This is a genomic window from Streptomyces sp. NPDC047072, from assembly GCF_040643855.1.
Lineage (GTDB): Bacteria > Actinomycetota > Actinomycetes > Streptomycetales > Streptomycetaceae > Streptomyces.
Map to the genome: position 1 here is coordinate 1 of NZ_JBEYVC010000120.1, position 23619 is coordinate 23619.

Annotated in this window: 17 protein-coding genes; 13 read left to right on the forward strand and 4 right to left on the reverse strand. The window is 71.6% G+C overall.

What is annotated here, in order from left to right; all coding sequences use genetic code 11:
- The first annotated feature begins 230 nt into the window (after nucleotides 1-230).
- Both mfd and ABZ896_RS36175 read left to right on the forward strand, forming a co-directional pair.
- Nucleotides 231-3761: a transcription-repair coupling factor gene (mfd, locus tag ABZ896_RS36170; RefSeq protein ID WP_360938642.1), complete on the forward strand. Its 3531-nt coding sequence runs from the start codon at nucleotides 231-233 to the stop codon at nucleotides 3759-3761.
- 273 nt (nucleotides 3762-4034) lie between these two features.
- Nucleotides 4035-6359, forward strand: a complete 2325-nt coding sequence (locus ABZ896_RS36175; protein ID WP_360938645.1) for a hypothetical protein — start codon at nucleotides 4035-4037, stop codon at nucleotides 6357-6359.
- 19 nt (nucleotides 6360-6378) lie between these two features.
- On the opposite strand, the gene ABZ896_RS36180 is transcribed toward ABZ896_RS36175, so the two are convergent.
- Nucleotides 6379-6969, reverse strand: a complete 591-nt coding sequence (locus ABZ896_RS36180; protein ID WP_360938648.1) for a TetR/AcrR family transcriptional regulator — start codon at nucleotides 6967-6969, stop codon at nucleotides 6379-6381.
- 100 nt (nucleotides 6970-7069) lie between these two features.
- On the opposite strand from ABZ896_RS36180, the gene ABZ896_RS36185 reads away from it, so the two are divergent.
- The gene (locus tag ABZ896_RS36185; RefSeq protein WP_360938651.1) at nucleotides 7070-7981 is read left to right on the forward strand and encodes a hypothetical protein; all 912 of its coding nucleotides are present in this window, start codon (nucleotides 7070-7072) and stop codon (nucleotides 7979-7981) included.
- Nucleotides 7982-8082: 101 nt separating this feature from the next.
- Here the strand turns inward: ABZ896_RS36185 and ABZ896_RS36190 are convergent, their stop codons facing one another.
- Nucleotides 8083-8268, reverse strand: coding sequence for an Rv0909 family putative TA system antitoxin (locus ABZ896_RS36190; protein ID WP_360938654.1), 186 nt, complete (start codon nucleotides 8266-8268; stop codon nucleotides 8083-8085).
- Nucleotides 8269-8608: 340 nt separating this feature from the next.
- Here ABZ896_RS36190 and ABZ896_RS36195 point away from each other — a divergent pair, with 340 nt between their 5' ends.
- Together ABZ896_RS36195 and ABZ896_RS36200 are read left to right on the forward strand one after the other, a co-directional pair.
- Entirely contained in the window at nucleotides 8609-9340 is a 732-nt protein-coding gene (locus ABZ896_RS36195; protein ID WP_360938657.1) for an HNH endonuclease family protein, read from the forward strand.
- Nucleotides 9341-9538: 198 nt separating this feature from the next.
- A complete protein-coding gene (locus tag ABZ896_RS36200; RefSeq protein WP_360938660.1) occupies nucleotides 9539-10282 on the forward strand; it encodes a GNAT family N-acetyltransferase in 744 nt (247 codons plus the stop codon).
- Nucleotides 10283-10309: 27 nt separating this feature from the next.
- Here the strand turns inward: ABZ896_RS36200 and ABZ896_RS36205 are convergent, their stop codons facing one another.
- Together ABZ896_RS36205 and ABZ896_RS36210 are read right to left on the reverse strand one after the other, a co-directional pair.
- Complete coding sequence (locus ABZ896_RS36205) at nucleotides 10310-11092, reverse strand: hypothetical protein (RefSeq protein WP_360938663.1); 783 nt, start codon at nucleotides 11090-11092, stop codon at nucleotides 10310-10312.
- A gap of 436 nt (nucleotides 11093-11528) precedes the next feature.
- Nucleotides 11529-12230 carry a hypothetical protein gene (locus ABZ896_RS36210; RefSeq protein ID WP_360938665.1) on the reverse strand — a complete coding sequence of 234 codons (702 nt, stop codon included), beginning with the start codon at nucleotides 12228-12230 and terminating at the stop codon, nucleotides 11529-11531.
- A gap of 223 nt (nucleotides 12231-12453) precedes the next feature.
- On the opposite strand from ABZ896_RS36210, the gene ABZ896_RS36215 reads away from it, so the two are divergent.
- From ABZ896_RS36215 to ABZ896_RS36250, 8 genes are all read left to right on the forward strand, one after another.
- Nucleotides 12454-14682, forward strand: coding sequence for an N-6 DNA methylase (locus ABZ896_RS36215; RefSeq protein WP_360938705.1), 2229 nt, complete (start codon nucleotides 12454-12456; stop codon nucleotides 14680-14682).
- A 236-nt stretch (nucleotides 14683-14918) separates the two neighbouring features.
- Complete coding sequence (locus ABZ896_RS36220; protein ID WP_360938668.1) at nucleotides 14919-15539, forward strand: hypothetical protein; 621 nt, start codon at nucleotides 14919-14921, stop codon at nucleotides 15537-15539.
- A 38-nt stretch (nucleotides 15540-15577) separates the two neighbouring features.
- Nucleotides 15578-17071: a protein kinase gene (locus tag ABZ896_RS36225; RefSeq protein ID WP_360938707.1), complete on the forward strand. Its 1494-nt coding sequence runs from the start codon at nucleotides 15578-15580 to the stop codon at nucleotides 17069-17071.
- Nucleotides 17072-17197: 126 nt separating this feature from the next.
- A complete protein-coding gene (locus ABZ896_RS36230) occupies nucleotides 17198-18025 on the forward strand; it encodes a glycoside hydrolase domain-containing protein (protein ID WP_360938670.1) in 828 nt (275 codons plus the stop codon).
- 156 nt (nucleotides 18026-18181) lie between these two features.
- Complete coding sequence (locus ABZ896_RS36235) at nucleotides 18182-18829, forward strand: SurA N-terminal domain-containing protein (RefSeq protein ID WP_360938673.1); 648 nt, start codon at nucleotides 18182-18184, stop codon at nucleotides 18827-18829.
- A 100-nt stretch (nucleotides 18830-18929) separates the two neighbouring features.
- The gene (locus tag ABZ896_RS36240) at nucleotides 18930-19922 is read left to right on the forward strand and encodes a nucleoside triphosphate pyrophosphohydrolase (RefSeq protein WP_360938676.1); all 993 of its coding nucleotides are present in this window, start codon (nucleotides 18930-18932) and stop codon (nucleotides 19920-19922) included.
- A gap of 47 nt (nucleotides 19923-19969) precedes the next feature.
- Nucleotides 19970-22285: a hypothetical protein gene (locus ABZ896_RS36245; protein WP_360938679.1), complete on the forward strand. Its 2316-nt coding sequence runs from the start codon at nucleotides 19970-19972 to the stop codon at nucleotides 22283-22285.
- Nucleotides 22282-23565, forward strand: a complete 1284-nt coding sequence (locus ABZ896_RS36250) for a cytochrome P450 (RefSeq protein ID WP_360938682.1) — start codon at nucleotides 22282-22284, stop codon at nucleotides 23563-23565. The genes ABZ896_RS36245 and ABZ896_RS36250 overlap by 4 nt, the downstream gene beginning before the upstream one ends.
- The last annotated feature ends 54 nt before the right edge of the window (nucleotides 23566-23619 follow it).

Below are 23619 nucleotides of genomic sequence, written 5' to 3' on the forward strand. Positions count from 1 at the left end.
CGGGCGCCGTTATGTCTCGGGGGACTTCTCGGCGCCGGGCTCTTGCCGTGCGAGCGCCACATGGGTACCGGAGGTTATCCACAGGCTCCGACGGCCGGGTCGGCGCCGTCGTAGGCTGGAGATCCCCCGGCCGGTCCCCGCGTCGGGTCCTTCGCGTTGCCCAGCCTCAGCCGTAACCCTCGCTGAAACCCCCGAAGCCCCAGCCGAACCCCGGACGAAAGCCGCCCCGAATGAGCCTGCACGGTCTGCTCGACGCCGTCGTCAAGGATCCCGCCCTCGCGGAAGCGATCACGGCGGCCCAGGACGGCAACCGCATGCACGTCGACCTGGTCGGCCCCCCGGCGGCCCGCCCCTTCGCCGTCGCCGCCCTCGCCCGCGAGGTCGGCCGTCCCGTGCTCGCCGTGACCGCGACCGGGCGCGAGGCCGAGGACCTGGCCGCGGCCCTCAGGACCCTCCTGCCCTCCGAGGGCGTCGTCGAGTACCCCTCCTGGGAGACCCTGCCGCACGAACGCCTCAGCCCCCGCAGCGACACCGTCGGCCGCCGCCTGGCCGTCCTGCGCCGTCTGGCCCACCCCCGCCCCGACGACCCCGAGACCGGCCCGGTCTCCGTGGTCGTCGCCCCCGTGCGCTCCGTGCTCCAGCCGCAGGTCAAGGGCCTCGGCGACCTGGAGCCCGTGGCCCTGCGCACCGGACAGACCGCCGACCTGAACACCGTCGTGGAGGCCCTCGCCGCGGCCGCCTACGCGCGCGTGGAACTCGTTGAGAAGCGCGGCGAGTTCGCCGTCCGCGGCGGCATCCTCGACGTCTTCCCGCCCACCGAGGAACACCCCCTGCGCGTCGAGTTCTGGGGCGACGACGTCGAGGAGATCCGCTACTTCAAGGTCGCCGACCAGCGCTCCCTGGAAGTCGCCGAACACGGCCTGTGGGCCCCGCCCTGCCGAGAACTCCTGCTCACCGACGACGTCCGCGCACGCGCGCGTGCCCTCGCCGAGCAGCACCCCGAACTCGGCGAACTGCTCGGGAAGATCGCCGAGGGGATCGCCGTAGAAGGCATGGAGTCCCTGGCTCCCGTCCTCGTCGACGACATGGAGCTGCTCATCGACGTCCTGCCCAAGGGTGCCATGGCCGTCGTATGCGACCCGGAGCGGGTACGCACGCGTGCGTCCGATCTCGTGGCCACCTCGCAGGAGTTCCTCCAGGCGTCCTGGGCGGCCACCGCGGGCGGCGGCGAGGCGCCCATCGACGTCGGCGCGGCCTCCCTGTGGTCCATCGCCGACGTCCGTGACCGCGCGCGCGAGCTGGACATGATGTGGTGGTCGGTCTCGCCGTTCGCGGCCGATCTCGAACTGGAGGCGGACACCCTCAAGTTGGGCATGCACGCCCCCGAGACCTACCGCGGCGACACCGCCAAGGCGCTCGCCGACACCAAGGGCTGGCTCGCCGACGGCTGGCGCGCGGTCTTCGTGACCGAGGCCCACGGCCCCGCGGCCCGTACCGTCGAGGTGCTCGGCGGCGAGGGCATCGCGGCCCGACTCGACGCGGAGCTGGAGTCCCTGAGCCCGTCCGTCGTGCATGTGGCGTGCGGCTCGATCGAGTACGGCTTCGTGGATCCCTCCCTGAAGCTCGCTGTCCTCACCGAGACCGACCTGACCGGGCAGAAGGCGGCCGGCAAGGACGGCGCCCGGATGCCGGCCCGGCGCCGCAAGACCATCGACCCGCTCACCCTGGAGACGGGCGACTACATCGTCCACGAACAGCACGGCGTGGGCCGCTACATCGAGATGGTCCAGCGGACCGTGCAGGGCGCCACGCGCGAGTACCTCGTCGTCGAGTACGCCCCCGCCAAGCGCGGCCAGCCCGGCGACCGCCTCTACATCCCCACCGACCAGCTGGAGCAGATCACCAAGTACGTCGGCGGCGAGGCACCCACCCTGCACCGGCTCGGCGGCGCCGACTGGACGAAGACCAAGGCGCGCGCCAAGAAGGCCGTCAAGGAGATCGCCGCCGACCTGATCAAGCTGTACAGCGCGCGGATGGCGGCCCCCGGGCACACCTTCGGCCCGGACACCCCGTGGCAGCGCGAGCTGGAGGACGCCTTCCCGTACGCGGAGACGCCCGACCAGCTCACCACCATCGCCGAGGTCAAGGAGGACATGGAGAAGTCGGTCCCCATGGACCGCCTGATCTGCGGCGACGTCGGCTACGGCAAGACGGAGATCGCCGTGCGGGCCGCCTTCAAGGCCGTCCAGGACGGCAAGCAGGTGGCGGTCCTCGTCCCGACCACGCTGCTGGTGCAGCAGCACTTCGGGACGTTCTCCGAGCGCTACTCGCAGTTCCCCGTGGTGGTGAAGGCGCTCAGCCGCTTCCAGACCGACACCGAGGCGAAGGCCGTCCTGGAGGGCCTGCGCGAGGGCTCGGTGGACGTCGTCATCGGCACCCACCGCCTCTTCGCCTCCGAGACGAAGTTCAAGGACCTCGGCCTGGTCATCGTCGACGAGGAGCAGCGCTTCGGCGTCGAGCACAAGGAGCAGCTGAAGAAGCTGCGCGCCAATGTCGACGTGCTGACCATGTCGGCCACGCCGATCCCGCGCACGCTGGAGATGGCGGTCACGGGCATCCGCGAGATGTCCACGATCACGACTCCGCCGGAGGAGCGCCACCCGGTGCTCACCTTCGTCGGTCCGTACGAGGAGAAGCAGATCGGCGCGGCCATCCGCCGTGAACTGCTGCGTGAGGGCCAGGTCTTCTACATCCACAACCGCGTCGAGTCCATCGACCGGGCGGCCTCCCGGCTGCGCGAGATCGTCCCCGAGGCGCGCATCGCGACCGCGCACGGCCAGATGTCGGAGTCGGCCCTGGAGCAGGTCGTCGTCGACTTCTGGGAGAAGAAGTTCGACGTGCTCGTGTCGACCACGATCGTCGAGTCCGGCATCGACATCTCCAACGCGAACACGCTCATCGTGGAGCGCGGCGACAACTTCGGCCTGTCCCAGCTGCACCAGCTGCGCGGGCGGGTGGGCCGTGGCCGCGAGCGCGGTTACGCGTACTTCCTGTACCCGCCGGAGAAGCCGCTCACCGAGACCGCGCACGAGCGGCTCGCGACCATCGCCCAGCACACCGAGATGGGCGCGGGCATGTACGTGGCGATGAAGGACCTGGAGATCCGCGGCGCGGGCAACCTCCTCGGCGGCGAGCAGTCCGGGCACATCGCGGGCGTCGGCTTCGACCTGTACGTCCGCATGGTCGGCGAGGCCGTCGCGGACTACCGGGCCTCCCTGGAGGGCGGGGTCGAGGAGGAGCCGCCCCTGGAGGTCAAGATCGAGCTCCCGGTCGACGCGCACGTCCCGCACGACTACGCGCCGGGCGAGCGGCTCCGGTTGCAGGCCTACCGGGCGATCGCCTCGGTCAACACCGAGGACGACATCAAGGCCGTACGCGAGGAACTCGTCGACCGCTACGGCAAGTTGCCCGAGCCGGTCGAGAACCTCCTCCTGGTCGCCGGTCTGCGCATGCTGGCACGCGCGTGCGGCGTCGGCGAGACCGTCCTCCAGGGCACCAACATCCGCTTCGCGCCGGTGGAGTTGAGGGAGTCCCAGGAGCTGCGCCTCAAGCGGCTCTACCCCGGCACCGTCATCAAGCCGGCCGTCCACCAGGTGCTGGTGCCGCGGCCGAAGACGGCGAAGGTGGGCGGGAAGCCGTTGGTCGGGCGGGAGTTGCTCGGCTGGGTCGGGGAGTTCCTGACGTCGATTCTGGGGTCTTAGGGGCTGCTGTCCGGGGCGCCGGGGTACCGGGGGCTGCCGTCCGGGGCTTCAGGGGCTGCGGTTCTGGGCGCCGGGAGACTGCCATCCGGGTCCTCAGGGACTGCCGTCCGGGGGCGCCGGGGATTGCCGGCTGAGGTCCTGGAGGCCGGTGTTCTCCCGGCGTCATCCTTACGGGTGAAGCCCGCCGCGGCCTTCATTGACACCGGCCGCGCCCGCTCGCATCGTTGACGCACCGGGCGCCTGCCGGGCGCCCCGTTCATTCCAGGGGGAGGAATGAACAGCGTCGTCTTCGGCAATCTCGGCGTCTCGCTCACCGATCGGCACGGGGCCCGTCTGACGCGGCTGCGACTGCGCGCCCCCGGCACCGGACCGGTACGGCTCCCGTACGGAACAGGGGCCCCGCCACCGCCGTACGCCATAGGCCGCGAGGATCAACTCGCCCTGGTGCGCAGGGCAGTTCACGAACGTGGCGCGGTCGAGTTCACCGGCCCCTGCGGCACGGGCAAGACCACCCTGCTCAAGAACGCGGGCGGCACCTACCTGAGAGTCGGCGGCACCGAACTGGAGGACCTGCTCCAGGAGTTGACCCGCCGCTTCTACGACTACCCGGGCGCCGACGGCGTACGGCTGACCACGGAGCAGTGCGCCCAGGCGCTGGGGCACGTCGGCGAGGTCGTCGCGCTCGACGACGTGCCCTACGGACCGCAGCAACTCGACTACCTGCGCCGGGTGTTACCGGGCTGCGTGCTGGTGATCGGGGCGCCCGCTCCGGCACTCGGCGCGTCGGGCACCTCGTACCCGCTGCCCGGGCTCGCGGAGCCGGACGCGGTGGCCCTGCTCTTACGCGAACTGGGCCGCCGCCACCTTCCCGACGCCGAGACCGCCGCCGTACGACGGCTGGTGGCGGCCGTCGGCGGGCAGCCGCTGCATCTGCGGCAGGCGGCCGCGCTGGCGCGCCTCGACGGACGCTCGCTGCCCGAACTCGCCGCGCTGGCCGAGTCCGACCCGGGCACCCTCGACCAGGTGAGCATCTCGGCCGTGGCGCCCGAGGCGCGGCGGGCGCTGGCGGTGCTCACCCTGCTCGGCGGTGCGCTGCTGCCCGCGGCCGTGCTCACGCAGATGGCCGACCTCGCGTACGTCGCCGGGACCTTCGAGTCGCTCACCGAGCGCGGGCTCGCCGAACAGGCCGAGGACCGCTTCGGGTTACCGGTCTGCAAGTCCGAGTCCTACCGGCAGATCCTCTACCGGTACATCGGACTGGCCTCCACGTTACGGTCGTTGACGGCCTGGCTAGCCTCCCGCGACCCGGCGGGCGAGGAGGCGCGCGGGGCGGTCGACGCGGCGCTGAGCCTGCTCGGCCTCGCGGCGGAACGACGCCAATGGCAGGCGGTCGTCCAGCTGGTGACCGTCGTCGAACGCATTCTCTTCGTCCAGGGCCACTGGCAGGCCTGGCAGAACACCCTCGCGCAGGGAATCACGGCGGCACAGGCGGCCGGGGACCGGGCGGCCGAGGCGTACTTCACCCATCAGCAGGGTGTGCAGCACTTCCTCCACGACCGTCTGGAGCACGCGGACCGCCTCCTGCGGCGAGCGCTCGATCTGCGCACGCGACTGGGGGACTTGGCGGGGGCGGCGGTCACACGAGCCAACCTGGAACTGCTCGCACCTCCGCCGACACCTCCGGCTCCGCCGTCGTCCGGTCCGTCGCATCCGAGGCGTCTGGTGATGGCGGCCGTCGCGGGGGTGGTGGCGGTGTTGGTGGTCGGGTCGGTGATCGTCCAGGCGCTGGGGGGTGGGAGCGGCGAGGCGGGCCCTTCTTCGCCACCCGTGTCCGTCTCGGATTCCACGGGGAGCGGTAGCGGTACGACGGGTACGGCTGGGGAGACGACCACGGGTACGACCGGGGAGACGACGACAGGTACGACGGGTGAGACGACGACAGGCGAGACCACGACAGGGCAGACCACGACAGGTGGGACGCCCGTCACGCTTGCCGGGCCCGAGATCACGCCGGTCTCGCACGACTTCGGAGGCGTGGACATCACTCCGGGTTCCACCACACAGGAGTTCGCCTTCACCATCACCAATCCCAACGACCAGGCCATCGCCGTCGGTTCCGCCACCGTCCCGGCCGACAGCGGCTTCTCGTCGGTGGCGAGCGACTGCAAGCCCCGCCTGGAGGCACGGGCGTTCTGCACGGAGACCGTCGAGTTCTGGCCGACCCGGGTCGGGTCCGCGACCTCCCGGCTCACGGTCGAGTCGGGCGGGAAGGCTTACACGGCCGGGCTCTCCGGCACCGGATACGTCAACGTCACCGTCACCCTCGTCGGCGCTTCCGACCGCAGGGTCACGATCGGAGGCGTTCCCTCCGTGCTCCCCGACGGCGTGTCCTGCGACGGCTCGGCCAAGACCTGGAACTGCGCCTTCGACGTCGCGACGGAGGGGTTGAACCTGACCGCGACCATCTCCGACAGGAGCTTCTACTTCGTGAACTGGTCGGGCGTCTGCACCAACCCCGACCTCGAGACATCGTGCAGTCCGGCCCTCGACCAGGACGGGGAGGTTACGGCGACCTTCGCCGTGCACAGGATCGGCTGAACCGGCCGTCACCGCCCGCTCAGTCGGACCGGAACAGCGTCGTCGCCAGCGTCCGGAACACCTCCTCGGGGTCCTGCCCGCCGATCGGGCCGTCGAGGTTGTGGCCGAGGAGCAGCGTGGCGAAGCCATGGGCGAGGGACCAGGCGGCGACCCCCGCGAGCCGCGCGTCGATGCCGAAGTCCTCGGCCCGTACGCCGGAGACCGCGGTGCGCAGGGCGTCGGTGGCGAGCGCGCGGGCCGTGGTCAGTTCGAGGTCGTCGGCGCGCAGGAGCTGCGGCGCGAACATCACCTGGAAGTGGGCCGGCCGCTCGCGGGCGAAACGTACGTAGCGCACGCCCGCGTCCTTGAGGTCCGCGGCGTCGCGGATCGTGGCGGCGAGCAGCCCGAAGCCCTCCGCGGCGACGGCCGTGAGCAGCCCGGCGCGGTCCTTGAAGTGGTGGGCCGGGGCGGCGTGCGAGACCCCGGCCCGGCGGGCGAGGTCGCGCAGGCTCAGCGCGGCCGGGCCCTCGGCCGCGATGACGTCCAGCGCGGCGCCGAGGATCGCCCGGCGCAGATCGCCGTGGTGGTAGGGCCGGTCGGGCTTCGTCTTCTGCGCGGGTGCCATGGACATCAGAGTACGCGGGATCTAGGCATTGACAAGTTCGGATGGGCGAGGCAATCTAGTCAGTGTCAAGTTCGGATGGGGCGGGACGAGGGGGAGGGGTTGTGTCATGTCGGTCTACGACGATGAGGTGGGGGTTGCCGACGCGGCCGGCGGTGCCGTGGAGCTGACCCGGGTGCGCCAGCTCTGGCACCTGCTGGAGCCGCTGCACGCGGTGCTGTACTACGCGCCGCAGATCTTCGAGGAGGCGGCCGCCCTCGGGTACGACACGAAGGAGCGCTGGCCGAGCTACTTCCCGCTGCGTGCCGCGCCGTTGGGGCGCGTCGGTGCCGAGCGCGTGGCCTCCGCCTTCTACAGCTTCAGCCCGCGCATGGTCGCCGAGCACATCGACTCCGCCTGGGCGGACGCCGACCCTGACGCGGTGCTGGCGGCGCGACTGCGGGGCGTCGACCGCGCCTACCGCGCGCTGTTCGGCGACCGGGTCGACAGCCCCGAGCTGGCGGAGGCCGCCGCCCTCGCCCGGCGCGCGGCCGAGGCGGTGGACACGGCAGGGCGTCCCCTGGCCGCGGCCAACGCCGAGTTGACGTGGCCCGAGGCGCCGCACCTCCAGCTGTGGCAGGCGGCGACGATCCTGCGCGAGCACCGCGGGGACGGCCACATAGCCGCCCTGCTGGTGGTCGGCCTCGACCCGGTCGAGTCCCTCGTCTCCTTCGCGGCGATAGGTGCCGCGCCCGTGGAGCGCTTCGAGAGCCGCGGGTGGAGCGAGGGGGAGTGGACGGCCGCCCGTGAACGCCTGCGTGTCCGCGGCCTGGTCGACGAGCACGGCGAGGCGACGGACGCAGGCCGCGACCTGCGCCACCGGGTGGAGCACCACACCGACCGACTCGCCGCGGCCCCTTGGGAGTTCCTCGGACCGGCCGCCACCGGCCGACTCGCGGATCTCCTCGGCGAGTTCTGGGTCGCTGTCCTCGCTTCCGGACTGCTGCCCTCGGAGACGACGTTGGGTATCGGGAAGGTCTGACGGCGACTCTCCGGGTGAGGGCGTGACGCCGCCCGCGGGTCACGGGGGACTCCGCGGGCGGCTGCCGATCCACGGTCGTCAGGGGCCTCCGGCCCAGGGTGCTACGGCTGTTCGGGCCGGTCGCGGTCCATGCCGAGCGTGCCCTCGATGCGCTGTTGCGCGTCGTCGACCTGGCTCTCGTACTTGTTGCCCGTCTTCTCGTTGGCCTTGCGTTCCGCCATGTCGGACATGTTCTTGGCCTTGTCCTGCATCTGGCGGTTGCTCTTGAACCTGTCGAAGATGCCCATCCAGAGCTCCTTCCGGAGGCGACTCAGAACGACCATACGTCCGCTATGCCGGAAACGCCCACTCGGGTGAGGGGAGCGGGGCCGCGCTGAGGAGTGGGCTGGGGCCGTGTGAGGGGCGGGCCGGGGCCGCACGGCTGGTGGGCCGGGGCCGCACGGAGGGGGGCTGGGGCCGTCCGGCGGGGGACTGGGACTACACGGCGGGGGACTGGGACCGCATGGCGGATGGGGCGGGCCCTCCCGAAAGCCCCTGTGCGCCCGCCCGCTACGGTGTGCGCGACGCCGGACAAGGGAAGGCGCACCCTGCGGGGACGGACCGGGTTGGCAAGGGGAGGGGCGCACCGTGATGCGTCTGAGGGGCGGGGCCGCGGTTGCCGTCGTGCTGGTGTTCGCCGTGGCCGGCTGCAAGGAAGACACCACGACCGGCTCGGCCGGGCCGGGGGAGAGCGCGGGCGGAGGGGCCGCGGGAGGTGGGGCCGCCCTCACCGCCGCCGAGTCGCTCACCGTCAAGGGCCGCGCGCCCAAGACGGGTTACGACCGGGACCGGTTCGGCACCGCGTGGGCGGACACGGACTCCAACGGCTGTGACACCCGCGACGACATACTGAAGCGCGACCTGGAGGACGTGAAGTTCACCGGCGGGGACTGCAAGGTGTCCTACGGCGTCCTGGAGTCGGACCCCTACTCCGGCAAGGACGTGACCTACCGGCGCGGCCGCAGCCTGGTCGACATCGACCATGTCGTCGCCCTGTCCGACGCGTGGCAGAAGGGCGCCAAGTACTGGGACGCCAGCAAGCGCATAGCGCTCGCCAACGACCCCCTGAACCTCATCGCCGTGGACGCGAGCACCAACCGGGCCAAGGGTGACGGCGACACGGCGACCTGGCTGCCGCCCAACAAGGCGTACCGCTGCACCTATGTGGCCGCCCAGGTCGCGGTGAAGAGGAAGTACGACCTCTGGGTCACGACCGCCGAGAAGTCCGCGATGGAGAAGGTCCTCTCGGGCTGCCCGGACCAGAAGCTGCCGGGTGGCGGCAACCCGACGGCGGCACCGCCGCGGTTCCACGCGGACTGAGGGGCTGCGCAGGGGAGTTCGTCCCTGGCGGTCACTTCGGTGCCGGTCACCTTCGGGCGCTGGTCGCCCTGGGGCCAGTCACATCGGGCGCCGGTCACCTTGGGTGCCGCCTGCCCGGGGTGCGGGGCGTGCCCCCGGTGGGCCCGGCGGGCGGGAAATGCGCTTTCCGGGGTTCGGGGCGCGGCCTACGGTGACCGCATGGAGCTGAAGGTATCGAGCCTGGCCGAGCGCCCCGAGATGCGGGAGCGCGTTCTCGACATGGCCAACAGCTGGCCGGTGTTCGTGACCGAGGATCCCGTGGGCAACGCCCACTACGGACGGATCTCCGGCGAACTCCCCGAGTACGTGCTGTTCGCGGAGGACGAGCGGGGCGAGATCGTCGCGCACGCCCACAGCGTCCCCTTCGCCCTGCACACCGAGGAACGCGGCACACTGCCCGACCGGGGCTGGGACGAGGTGCTCGTGTGGGCCTTCGGCGACCTGCGCCGCGGCGTACGGCCCGACACGGTCAGCGCGATCTCGGTCGTCGTCGACCCCGGCATGCAGGGCCGGGGCCTGTCCGCCCGGATGCTCTCCGCGATGCGCGACAACGCCCGCGCCCACGGCTTCCGCGAGGTCGTCGCCCCCGTCCGCCCCAGCGCCAAGCACCTGGAACCGCACACCCCGATCGAGGAGTACGCGTTCCGGGTACGCCCCGACGGGCTGCCGTACGACCCCTGGCTGCGGGTCCACGCCCGCGCCGGTGCCGTCGTGCACGCCGTGGCACCCGCCTCGATGACGGTGGCCGGCTCGCTGGAGCAGTGGCGCGGCTGGACCGGACTGCCCTTCGACACCCGGGGCGACATCGAGGTGCCGGGGGCGCTGGTGCCGGTGCGGTGCGAGCCGGAGCGCGGATATGCGGTGTACGTCGAGCCCAACGTGTGGATGCGGCACACGCTGTAGTGGTACGGCCGCCGGGGCTACGGCGGTTCAGCTGCCCAGGGCGTCGAGGTCGAGGACGTTCCCGGTCGGCTTCTGTACCGGGACCGGCTTGTCGAAGTCGCTGAAGGTGACGGATCCCGGGTCGGTGCCGGTGCTGTCGATGCGCAGCAGGTACGGCTTGCCCTCGGTGGCGACGTAGAGGGTGTAACGGTCCTTGCCGTCCTTCTCGTTCAGCACGATCGCCGGCCGGCCGTCGACGGTGGTCGTCTTCCCCCGGCTCGCGTCGGAGTCGCTGTCCTCGGCGCCCTCGAGCACCTGGCTCAGGTCGCACATGCCCGCGAAGTCCTTGGCGTCCGCGCCGGTCGCCTTGGTCTTGGTCCACTTGCCGGCCAGCAGTGCCACGGTCGTGTCGATGGTCGACTTCGACTGGCCCTTGCTCATCTCGCGGACGAACTCCTCGTCGAACTTCATGTAGACGAGGTCCCCGGTCTTCACCAGGTCGGCCTTGCCCTGACCGCCCATGCCGAGGGTGCCGGCGCACTCGCCCTTCTTGTTCAGGGCCAGATCCAGGTCGATGGTGTGGCCGCTCTCCTCGTCCGGGATGTTCCCCTTCATACGCAACGAGGTGGCGCCGGACGTGGCGTCCAGGGCCCGGTCGGCGATCTCGCCGCCGGTCAGCCCGGCGAACGCTTCCTTCTTCTCGGCCGACTTGCTCGGCTCGACGGACGTGCCCGTCTTGGTGTCCGCCTTGTCCTGGCCGGGCTGACAGCCGGTGAGTCCTGCGGTGGCCGCGGCGGCGATGCAGAGGGCGGCGAGTGCGGTACGACGCATGATGATTCCTTGAGGTGGATGCGGTGGAACGGATGAGGTGAGGCGAAGAGGTGCGGGGTGCTGCGCCGAGCGGGGCCGCAGGGCGGGGTGCGCCGAGGGCGCGGGGCGCGCGGGTTCCTGGAATTGCCGTTTCGGCAGCTGCGATGCGCCGACGGGCTGCGAGGCGCGTGGACTTGAAGCGTGCGGTGCCGTCGGGTGCCGGGCCGGTTGGGTCCGTACCGCGGCGGCCGGTGGTGCCTGGCATGGCCGATGCGGCGGGACGCGGTGCCGTCACCTGCCGTGCCGTGTCAGGCCGGTTCGGCCCGTGTCGTTCCGGTCCAGCCGCGGCAGCGCCCGGTGCCGGCCCGGGTGGGGCGCCACCCCCGTGGACTCCCCACCCGGGCCGGACGTGCGGGACAGGGCCGGGGCGGTGCTGGGACCGGCGGCCCGGGGCGGGTCAGCCCGTCTTCTTCCAGTCCTTGCAGCCGGCCGTCTTGAAGTACGCGTCGGACGCGCTGATCTTGACGATGGCCGTGCCGTTGGGATTGTCGTTCGCGATGATCGAGTCGATGCCGTGCTCGGCGTCCTTGTCGCGCTCCCAGTAGCAGGCGTCGTCGGCGTTGCCGGTGGACTTGTAGGTGCCCGGGACGATGTCCGCGCCGACTCTGAACATGCCCCCGTCGCCGGCCATCTTGGCCGCGGGCGAGCCCGACGCCTTCGCGGCGACGGCCTCCCAGTCCTTGCAGTCGCTCGTGGAGAAGATCTTGTCGCCGGCCTTGACGGTGACGTAACTCGTGCCGGTGACATTGTCGTTGGCCAGCAGCGAGTCCATCTCGCCCGAGGCGTCCTTGGCCCGCTCCCAGTAGCACATGCCGTCGGAGTTGCCGGTGGTGCGATAGGTGCCGGGCTTGACCTCGGAGCCGACCTCGAAGTCGCCGCTGCCCGAGAACGCGACCTTCTTCTCGGCGACGTCCTTCTTGCCGGTGTCCTTGTCGCCCGCGTCCTTCTTGCCGCCGGCCTGCTGGTCCGTGGACGCCGAAGAGCCCTTGCCGCTGCTGCCGGATCCGCCGTCGCCGTTGTCACTCGCGTTCGCCGAGACGACTCCGATGACGACGACCCCCACGACGGCGCTCAGCGCGACCTTGCCCTTCATGCCCATGGCTCTGTCCCCTCCCCAGGAGGCGGCCACCGTACTTCGGCGGCCGCTCGTTCGCTGGGTCAATAAGAGCATGAGCTGTGAACCGAGTCAACACGGTTCACAGTCCTTCATGTGTACACGGCCGTGAATGGGTAGATCTTGCGCACACCGGTAAGCTCGGCGTCACACACGGGGGCGCGAGGCGCGCGGCACGACGACGGGAGCGGGCGGGGTGCAGGGCAACGTGGAGAACGTGGACAACGCGACTGAGGTGACCGCCGCCGGCATCGCACGCCTGGCCGGCGTCGGCCGGGCCGCCGTCAGCAACTGGCGGCGCCGCCACGCCGACTTCCCCAAACCCGTCGGCGGCACCGAGACCAGCCCGTCCTTCGCCCTCGCCGAGGTCGAGTCCTGGCTGCGCAAGCAGGGAAAACTCGCCGAGGTGCCGCTGCGCGAACGCGTCTGGCAACAGCTCTCCGGCCACCCCGAGGGCCCGGTCACCGCCCTCACCCACGCCGGCTGTGTCCTGCTGCTGATCCACGACCGCCCGACGGTCTGGCTGGACGCGAGCGCGGGTTCCGACGAGCGCCTCGCGGCGATCCTGACCGGCGCCCTCCAGGACGTACTGACACCACGCTTCGGCCCGTCGTCGGCTGTGAACACCCGGCGCTCCGTGAACACCTCGCGATCGGTCAACACCCGGCCCGGGCAGGGTCAGCCGCCCACTGTGAACACCCCACCATCCGCTCACAGCGCCCCCGGCGTTCACAGCCCCGCCCCCGTGAACACCTCACCCGGTGTTCACAGCCCCACCGCCGTGAACGCCCCGCACCCCGTGAACACCCGCCCCGCCGTTCACGCCCCCACCGGCCCCTCCCTCCTCCCCTCCACCCCCCTCCTGCGCGGTGTCGCCGAACTCGCCGCCGAGCTGAGCGCGCGCCAGACCTTCGAGTTCCTGCTCGGCCGGCTCCTGGACGCCAACCCGCGCCAGTACACGCTCACCCCGAACGACCTGGCCGTTCTCATGGCCGCCCTCGCCGGCCCCGCCCGCACCGTCCTCGACCCGGCCTGCGGCACCGGCACCCTGCTGCGCGCCGCCGCCCCCGCCCCCGACCTGGAGCTCTACGCCCAGGACAGCGCCCCCGAGCTCGCCGCCCTCACCGCGCTCCGGCTCGCCCTGCACACCCGGGCCGACGTCCGCGGCGCCACCGGCGACACCCTGCGCGAGGACGCCTTCCCGGCCCTGCGCGCCGACGCCGTCCTGTGCCACCCGCCGTTCAACGAGCGCAACTGGGGCCACGACGAGCTCGCCTACGACCCCCGCTGGGAGTACGGCTTCCCGGCCCGCAACGAGTCCGAGCTGGCCTGGGTCCAGCACGCCCTCGCGCGCCTCAAGGAGGGCGGCACCGCCGTCCTGCTCATGCCGCCCGCCGCCGCCTCCCGCCGCTCGGGCCGCCGTATCCGCGCCGACCTGCTGCGCCGCGGCGCCCTGCACGCCGTGATCGCGCTGCCGGTCGGGGCGGCGCCGCCGTACAACATCCCCCTCCACCTGTGGGTGCTGCGGCGGCCGGAGAAGGCGCCCGCGCAGCCGCAGGTGCTGCTCGTCGACACCGGGGACTTCGCCGGTGAGGGGCGCGGCGGGCCGGACTGGCGGGCCGTTCGGGAGGCCGTACTGGACACCTGGCGGGCCTTCGACCGGGACGGCCGGCTGGCCGAACGACCGGGGCTGGCGCGTTCGTTGCCGGTCATCGACCTGCTCGACGACGACGTCGACCTCGCCCCCGCCCGCCATCTGCCGCCCCCGGCGGTCGCCGACGGCGCCGAGCAGCTCACGGCCGTACGGGAGCGCCTGAACGAGACCCTGCGGCTGACCGCCGACCTCACCCCGCCGAACGCGGGCGCCCCGCACCCCGCGCGCTGGCCGCTCACCACCGTCGGCGAACTCGCGCGAGGCGGCGCCCTGGTGATGCGTACGGGCGGAAACGGCGGCCACGCGCGTGTGCCCGTTCTCACCGACCACGACGTCCTCGCCGGAACGGACCCCTCCGGGTCGCTCCCGGAGAGCGACGAGGAAGCCGTGCTCACCGCAGCGGGCGACGTGGTGGTGCCGGTGCTCGGCGGCGGCTCGGTCGCGCGCGTGATCGACGAGGCGGCCTCCGGTGCCGCCCTGGGGCGCAACCTCGTCCTCCTGCGCCCCGACCCCACGGCGCTCGACCCCTGGTTCCTCGCCGGCTTCCTGCGCGGTACGGCCAACAACCGCCAGGCCAGCAGCTACGCCTCCACGGCGACCCGGCTGGACGTGCGCAGGCTCCAGCTGCCCCGGCTCCCGCTCGACGAACAGCGGCGTTATGGGGCGCGTTTCCGGGCGCTCGACGAGTTCGAGCGCGCGCTGCGGCACGCGGGCCGGCTCGGGGAGCAGCTCGTGCGCGGCATGTACGACGGCCTCACCGACGGGACGGTCACGCCGGACTGACGGATCGGCGCCGCCGTACGAATGCCACGCGCGCGTGCCGTCGATCCAGGCCAGGGCGGAAGCGCTCCCTCCGCCCCACCTGGCCCGTCCCGCGAAGTGATCAGCTCGACAACGGTTCGATACAACCCGGGACCGCTTGTCGGTGTCGGCCTATACGCTCGAACCGACAAACGCACGAACGGGGTTGCCGGGTGTCGGCCACCCTCCTACGCCCACCGCGGGCCCCAGGAGCTGTCATGCATGGCCACGGCTACCCACAGCCGTCGAAGCAGCCGCCCCACACGGCATGGCTGGTTCTGCTGCGCGTGCTGTTCGTGGTGATCGGCATCTTCAGCATCGGCCTGCTGGCCTGGGCGATGCTGCTGCGCCTGGCGATCGTGACGCGCAAGGGGCTCGACTGGGGCCTGTTCGCGACGGCCATGGTCGCCGACATCGCCGCGCTCGTCCTGATCGGCACCGAGTCCGGCGAGGAGATCCACACAGTGGGCGGCTGGACGGGCATGGCCCTGCTGTTCGGCACCCTGGTCGGCGCCATCTCGTACTACCTCTCGGCCGACATACGCCACTTCCACCAGCTCCGCTACGGCCCCTACGCCCCGCAGCCCGCCCCGGCCGGGCCCCCGGCACCGGCGCCCGCCTACGGCTACCCACAGCCGCAGCCGCCGTACTACAACACCGCGACGACCCTGCACCAGACACCGGCCCCCGCCCCGACGCCGACCCCGACCCCGCAACCCCCCGTCCCGCCCCCGCCGCAGCGCCCCGCGCCCGCCAGGATCGACCAGGTGCGCGCCGAACTCGACGAGCTCAGTGACTATCTGCGCAGGCACGACGGCAACCACGAGGGCGGAAGGTGACCGTGGCGACAGGACGTGTCGTCGCCGGCCGCTACGAACTGTCCACGCTCATCGGGCAGGGCGGTATGGGCCAGGTGTGGACGGCGTACGACCAGCGGCTGGACCGGCGCGTGGCGGTGAAGCTGCTGCGCCCCGACAAGGTGGCGGGCGCGGAGGCGGACGAGCTGCGCCGCCGGTTCGTGCGCGAGTGCCGGGTGACCGCGCAGGTCGACCACCCGGGGCTGGTCACCGTGCACGACGCGGGCAGCGAGGGCGAGGAGCTGTTCCTCGTCATGCAGTACGTCGACGGCGCGGACCTCTCCGACCACCTCGCCGAGCACGACCCGTACCCGTGGCAGTGGGCGGTGGCGGTCGCGGCCCAGCTGTGCGCCGTCCTGAGCGCCGTGCACGCCGTGCCGATCGTCCACCGCGACCTCAAGCCGCGCAACGTCATGGTGAAGCAGGACGGCACGGTCACGGTCCTCGACCTCGGTGTCGCCTCCGTCATGGACACCGACACCACCCGCCTGACCCACACCGGGTCGCCCATCGGCTCGCCCGCCTACATGGCGCCCGAGCAGGCCATGGGGGGCGCGGTCGGCCCGTACACCGACCTGTACGCGCTCGGCGTGCTGCTGCACGAACTCCTCAGCGGCGAGGTCCCCTTCGCGGGCTCCACGGCGCTCGGCGTGCTCCACCGGCACCTGTACGAACCCCCGCTGCCCGTGCGCCGGTTGCGTCCCGAGGTGCCGGAGGCGCTGGAGGCGCTCGTCCTCAGGCTGCTCGCCAAGGACCCGCAGCACCGCCCGGCCTCCGCACAGGACGTCTACGAGGACCTCGCGCTGCTCCTGCCGCCGCGCGGGACGCCGACGGGAGCACCATTGGACCCCACCCGGCCCTTCCTGCGCCCGCACGCCCCCTGGCCGGACCGCGCCCGCACCCCCGCGCCGCAGCCCGCTCCCGCCACGCCGGTGCCCGCCAAGGCCGAGAAACCGGACGTCGCGCGCGCCGTCGACGAGGTCAAGCGGCTCCTCGGGGAGGGCCGCATCACCCAGGCCGTCGACATCCTCGGCGCGATCCTGCCCGCCGCCGCCGAACAGCACGGCGCGCACTCCCCGGTCGTGCGCACCCTGCGCAAGCAGTACGCCGCCACCCTCATGGACGACGGCCAGTACCGGCGCGCACTGCCCGAACTGCGCCGCCTCGCCGACGAACGCGCCGCCGAGGCCGGCCAGGCCGATCCCCAGGCCCTGCGCTTCCGCGGCGACGCCGCCCAGTGCCTGGAACAGCTCGGCGAACCCGCGGCCGCGCTGGCCGAATACCGCGCCCTGCTGCCGTACTACGAGAACCAGTACGTGGCCGGCGACCCCGAGCTCGCCCATGACGTCCGCCGCCGCATCGGCCACCTCCTGCTCGCCCTCGGCGACCGCGCCGCCGCCCAGGACACCCTCGTACGACTGCTGCACGACGTGGAACGACTCCAGGGCCCCGGACACCCGCTAGCGGCCGACGTCCGCCGCACGCTGCAGTGGCTGAGCCAGGTGCGCGGCTAGATTTTGCCGCTCCCTGGGGGAATCTTGTGATCTTCAGGGGAATGCGTTTCCGAAAGGCAGGACCGGCGCCGGATAGCTTTGCGCTTCGTTTCAGCCACGCACAGCGCAACCAGGGGTGGGGTTCTCATGTCCGGCCATCGGCAGTCCAAGAAGCGCAGATACGTCATCTGGGGCGTCACCGGGGCCGCCGTGGTCGCCGGAGCGGGCATCGCCGCGCAGACCTCCATGGCCGCCACCACCTGGCCCGCCCAGAAGACGTACACAGGGCGCGCCTTCGACACCTGCGCCGCGCCCTCCCTCTCCGCGATGAAGGCATGGAAGGGCGGCCTCTACGGCGCCGCCGCCGTCTACGTGGGCGGCAAGAACCGCGGCTGCTCCCAGCCCAACCTCACCGCCTCCTGGGTCAAGTCGGTCAGCGCGGTCGGCTGGAAGCTCATCCCGATCTACGTCGGCGCCCAGCCCCCCTGCCAGTCCGGCTCCAATCCGGAGAAGCTGACCGCCACTACGGCCGCCTCCCTCGGCAAGACGGACGCGGACGACGCCGTCGCCAAGTCCGCCGCGCTCGGCCTGAAGGCCGGCAGCCCGGTCTACCTGGACATGGAGTCGTACGACATCACGAACACGTCGTGCAACAACGCCGTGCTCACCTATGTGCGCGCCTTCGACAAGGAGCTGCGCGCCAAGGTGTACCGCGCGGGCTTCTACGGCTTCGCCAGCTCCAGCGCGAAGGCGATCGCCAAGGCCACCGACAAGACCGACCTGCCGGGCAACCTCTGGTACGCCCTGTGGGACAAGCAGAACACCACGACCACGGACTGGCCGTTCGGCTCGACCCAGTTCACCGACCACAGCCGCGGCCACCAGTACCTCGTCAACAGCAAGGAGACGAGGAACGGCTACACGATCACCGTCGACCGGGACGCCTGGGACGCGCCGGTGGCCATCACCGGCTGAGCCCTCGCACGCGCGTGTGCCCGCCCGCGGGGCGCGGCGGTGCCCGAAGTCCCGGTGAATCGTTGGTCGAATGGGTTGGCCAGAGCTGTCCCGCTGCCTACCATCGATCACCGCAAGACTTTGTGCACCGTCGCACAATCTCCTCGGGAGGCCTCCTTGCACCGCCGTCGTCGTCGCACCGCGCTCCTGCTCACCGCCGCGATCGCCGCGGCCCCGCTCCTCACCGCCTGCGGAAGTGACGCGCATCCGGGCGCGGCGGCCGTGGTCGGCGGCCAGCGGATCACCGTCGCGCAACTGGAGAACCGGGTCAGCGAGGTGCGCGAGGCCCAGCGGGCGGCCGTCCCGGACGAGACGCAGTACGCGCAGGCCATCGCCAAGACCGGCGGCCTCACCCGGGACGTGCTGCACGGCATGGTCCTCGACGAGGTGCTGCACCGCGCCGCCGCGGACGCGGGCGTGAGCGTCAGCCGCAAGGAGGTCCAGGCGCTGCGGTCCGGCCTGGAGCAGCAGGCGGGCGGCGCGAAGGGCCTGGAGACGGCCTGGCTCCAGCAGTACGGCATCGCGCCCGAGCGGCTCGACGACAACCTCCGGCTCCAGCTGGAGGCCCAGAAGCTCGCCGCGAAGCTCGGCACGGACACCGGCGAACCGGCCTTCTGGAGCGCCCTGAGCAAGGCGTCCAAGGACCTCCACGTCGACCTCAACCCGCGCTACGGCACCTGGGACGTCCAGAAGAGCAGCCGGGTGGACGCGAAGACGCCGTGGGTGCGCGAGGTGACGACGGCGGGGAGTGCGGGGACGGCGTAGCGGTACGGCGGCGCTGCGTGTAAGTCGTACGATCGCACCGCCACCCCCGGCCTGTGGACAAACTGATCTCCCCGTCGGCGCCGTGCGTTAGCTTCGAATCGTGAACGCAACCGGCTCCGAAGCCACCCCCGACCCCGAGACCGCCCCCGGCCGCATCGTCCTGCTCACCACCAGCCACCGTGTCGCCCCCGGCCTGCTGTCCTGGCCCGCCTGGCAGGCGCTGCACGCCGCCGACCGTGTCCTGTGCGCGGACGGCGCCCACCCGCAGCTGCCGTATCTGCGCGAGGCGGGGATACGGGTCGAGGAGACGTCCCCGACCGCCGAGGAACTGGTCGCCGGGTGCGCGGGTGGACACACGGTCGTGGTCGTGGCGACCGGCGAGGGCGAACCGGCCCTCACCGACGGCCTGGCCCGCCTGGCCGGCTCCGGACGCGTGAGCATGCCCGAGCTGGAACTGCTCCCCGCCTCCTACGACCTCCCGGGCGCCCGGCTCCTCGACCTCGTCCAGGTCATGGACCGCATCCGCGCCGAGTGCCCCTGGTCCTCCCAGCAGACCCACAAGGGCCTGGCGAAGTACGGCATCGAGGAGGCGTACGAACTCGTCGAGGCCATCGAGGAGGGCGACCGCGACGAACTCCGCGAGGAACTCGGGGACGTCCTGCTCCAGGTGATCTTCCACTCCCGTATAGCGGAGGACGACCCGGACGCCCCCTTCTCCATCGACGACGTCGCCGGCGGCATCGTCAGCAAGCTCATCCACCGCCACCCCCACGTCTTCGGCGACGAGACGGCGACGACTCCGGAGGAGGTCAAGGCGCACTGGCTGCGCACCAAGGCGATAGAGAAGCAACGCGACTCGGTGACCGACGGCATCCCCCTCGGCCAGCCGGCCCTCGCCCTCACGGCAAAACTGGCGTCCCGGGTACGGACGGCGGGCCTGGACGTCCGGCCGCCCCACACGGAGGGCATCGGCTACGCCCTCCTGGCCCTGGCCATGCACGCCGAATCGGAGGGAATCGACCCGGAGGCGGCACTGCGGGCGGCGGCGCGGGCGTACCGGGACGCGATCCGTCGGGCGGAGAGCGGGGGGTGAGGCCCGGCTGTGGGCCGATACCGTTGAATCAATGACGGTTGAGGGGCGTGGGGGCGTACGTGCGACCGGAGTTGGAGCGGTTGGTGGCCGAGGGCACCGCGGTGTTCCTGGCCGGGATGAGGTCGGAGAACTGGATCCTGATCCGGGAGGGCTTCGGCGACTGGTTGGCGGATGCGGGCCAGGACTTCTACGCCAGGGACCTCGAGAACCTCGGTGAACGCCAGGACGGATACACCGAGGGGAGTCTGGCCGAACGGCGGTGGCAGCGCCGGCTCGCCGAGGCGCTGTTGGAGGCGCCGGACCTCTCCGCCGCCTCGGAGGACCTCCGGGATCTGATCAAGGAGTTCTCCGAGCCCGAGCCCGAGCCCGAGTCCGATCCCGAGCCAGATCCCGCGCCCGGTCTGGCCGACGACCACATCGACTTCCGGCAGAGCACCTTCCACGGGCAGGTGGTCGGGGTACAGCACAACTACGGTCAGCAGCAGTCCGGAGGAACGGTGTCCGCCCCTGACACCTGGCCGTACGTTCGGGATGTCGACCCGATCACCCTGGGAGTGCGGCCTTGTCGGCGAGCGGACGGGGAGTCCGAGGTTCCGCCTTATGTCCCGCGCGACGCCGATCGCACCGATGACGCGCCTCTCGGCAAGGCGAGCCTGATCGTGGTCACCGGCGGTCCCCTTTCGGGGAAGACCCGCACCGCTTGGGAGTGCTTGGCCGGTCCTCGGGGCCTGCCGGACACCACCCGAATCCACGCCCCGGCGCCTGGTACGGACCTCCGTGGCCTGCCCGGAGTGCTGCGGGACCGAGACGGGTCGTACGTGCTCTGGCTCGACGAGTTGGAGGGGCATCTTGGTGAGCACGGCCTGGACGCCACGCTGCTGTCTCAACTCAGCGCACTCCATGTACAGGTGCTCGCGACGATGAGGGACGAGCTGTACGACGAGTACCGCTTCGGCGACGGACCGGCTTCTCGCGTTCTCAGCCGTGCGGTGACCGTCGAGTTGGGCTCCACCTGGAGCGCGGAGGAACTCGGGAGACTGGACCGGGCCGCCGCGGACGATGCCCGGCTGGTCGACGCCTTGCATTGGCGTGGCGAGCGCAGTGTCCCGGAGTACCTCGCCGTTGGCCCCGAGCTGTGGGACCTGTGGCGACGCGCGGCCAGACCGGGCGGTCCACACCCCCGAGGCCACCTCTTGGTGCGCGCTGCCGTCGACCTCGCACGGTGTGGTGTCACCGGGGCCATACCGGTGGCGCTGCTGGACAGGACGTGTGGTGCCTACGACGCCGATATGGGACGCGAGTCGCCGGCGGAGGCGTTCGCGTGGGCGGCCGAGCGGCGGCACGGGGTGACCGGGCTGCTGGTGCGGGGAGAAGAGGACGGGACGTGGCATGCGTACGGGTCGCTGGTCGCGGACGCCTTACGGGACGCGCGGTTGTCGGAGGTGCCGGTCGCTGTCTGGCGGTGTGCGTTGGAGGGGACGGGCTACGACACCGACGTGCACCGCGGCGTCAGTAGGGCCGCCCAAGCCGTTTTCGAACCCAAAGCCGGGGCCGGCGACGCCGAGGCCCTGCACATGATGGGCCTGTTGAGTGAGGACGCCGGGGACGAGGCCACGGCCGTGGACTGGTTCCGCAAGGCGGTCGACGCCGGGAAGGATGAGCTGGCGGGGCACGTCGGTGAGCTGCTGCTGGCGCGTGGAAAGGCGGAGCAGGCGCTGCCGTATCTGCGGATGGCGGTGGCGGTCGACAGGAACGGGGACGGACGAGCGGAGCGGCTCGTCGGACAGGCTCATCTGACGTTGGCGAAGAATTGGCTGAAGAGAGCCGCGGACGAGGAGGACATGGAGGCTGCGCACCAGCTCGGCGACATCGCGCTGGGACGCGGCGAACTCGACGAGGCGTCGGTCCACTACACCTGGGCCCAGGAGCACCACTACGCCCCTGTCGCCAGGAGTCTGGGCATGTACTTCCTCCTGCTGAACTCGGCCGAGGTGGCCAAGGTCTTCCTGACCAGAGCGGAGGACTCCGGCGACGAGGTGGCTGCCGGCTTGCTGGAGGGGGTCTACCTCCCCGCGACCCTGGACGATGCCGAAGAGTATTTCTCGGACACGAGCGACCACCCCTTGGACATCGCCCACCTCGGCGCCGTACTGGAGAAAAAGGGACACCCGGACAAGGCCCGCAAGAAGTACGAGCAAGCCTACGAACTCGGCGACGCCTACGGTGCCTACCGCCTGGCCGACCTTCTGCACAGGCAAGGTGTCGAAGACGAAGCCGCCGCCTGGTACCGCAAGGCCGCCGACCTGGGCCACCCCGCCGCCCGGAAGGCACTCCAGGGAAACCCGGATAACGTCAGGGAGTGACCGACCAGCCCACCGCCACCCCCGCGTCCCCGACCCCCGCCCCCGAACTCTTCACCTGGGAGTTCGCCACCGATCCCTACCCCGCCTACGCCTGGCTCCGTGAGCACGCGCCCGTGCACAAGACCCGGCTCCCCAGCGGTGTGGAGGCGTGGCTGGTCACGCGGTATCAGGATGCCAAGCAGACGCTCGCCGACAACCGGCTCTCCAAGAACCCGGCGCACCATGACGAGCCGGCGCACGCGAAGGGGAAGACCGGTATCCCCGGGGAGCGCAAGGCGGAGTTGATGACGCATCTGCTGAACATCGATCCGCCGGACCACACCAGGTTGCGACGGCTCGTCAGCAAGGCGTTCACGCCGAGAAGGGTGGCCGAGTTCGCGCCCCGGGTGCAGGAGTTGACCGACCGTCTCATCGACGGGTTCGCGGCCACCGGCTCCGCCGACCTCATCCACGAGTTCGCCTTTCCGCTCCCCATCTACGCGATCTGCGACCTGCTCGGCGTCCCCGAGGAGGACCAGGACGACTTCCGGGACTGGGCGGGCATGATGATCCGCCACGGGGGCGGGCCGCGCGGCGGGGTCGCGCGGTCCGTGAAGAAGATGCGCGGGTATCTCGCCGAGCTGATCCACCGCAAGCGCGAGGCGCTGCCCGACGCGCCCGGCCCCGGCGAGGACCTGATCTCCGGGCTCATCCGCGCCTCCGACCACGGCGAGCACCTCACCGAGAACGAGGCCGCGGCGATGGCCTTCATCCTGCTGTTCGCCGGCTTCGAGACCACCGTCAACCTCATCGGCAACGGCACCTACGCCCTGCTCACCCACCCCGAGCAGCGCCAACGGCTTCAACAGTCCCTCGCCGACAGACAGAGTGGCCTCCTGGAGACCGGCGTAGAAGAACTCCTCCGCTACGACGGCCCCGTCGAGCTGGCGACCTGGCGGTTCGCGACCGAGCCGCTCAGCATCGGCGGGCAGGAGATCGCGGCCGGCGACCCCGTGCTGGTCGTGCTCGCCGCCGCGGACCGGGACCCGGAGAAGTTCGCCGACCCGGACGTGCTGGACCTCGGACGGCGTGACAATCAGCACCTCGGTTACGGCCACGGCATCCACTACTGCCTCGGCGCACCGCTGGCCCGGCTGGAGGGCCAGACCGCGCTCGGCACGCTCCTCACCCGGCTCCCGGATCTCCAACTCGCCGTGGATCCGGCGGAGTTGCGCTGGCGCGGGGGGCTCATCATGCGTGGACTGCGTACTTTGCCCGTGGAGTTCACACCGGTCCGGTAATCGACCGGAAGCTCTCCCTCCATGACGGCGCAGACAGGCCAAACATGACACGCT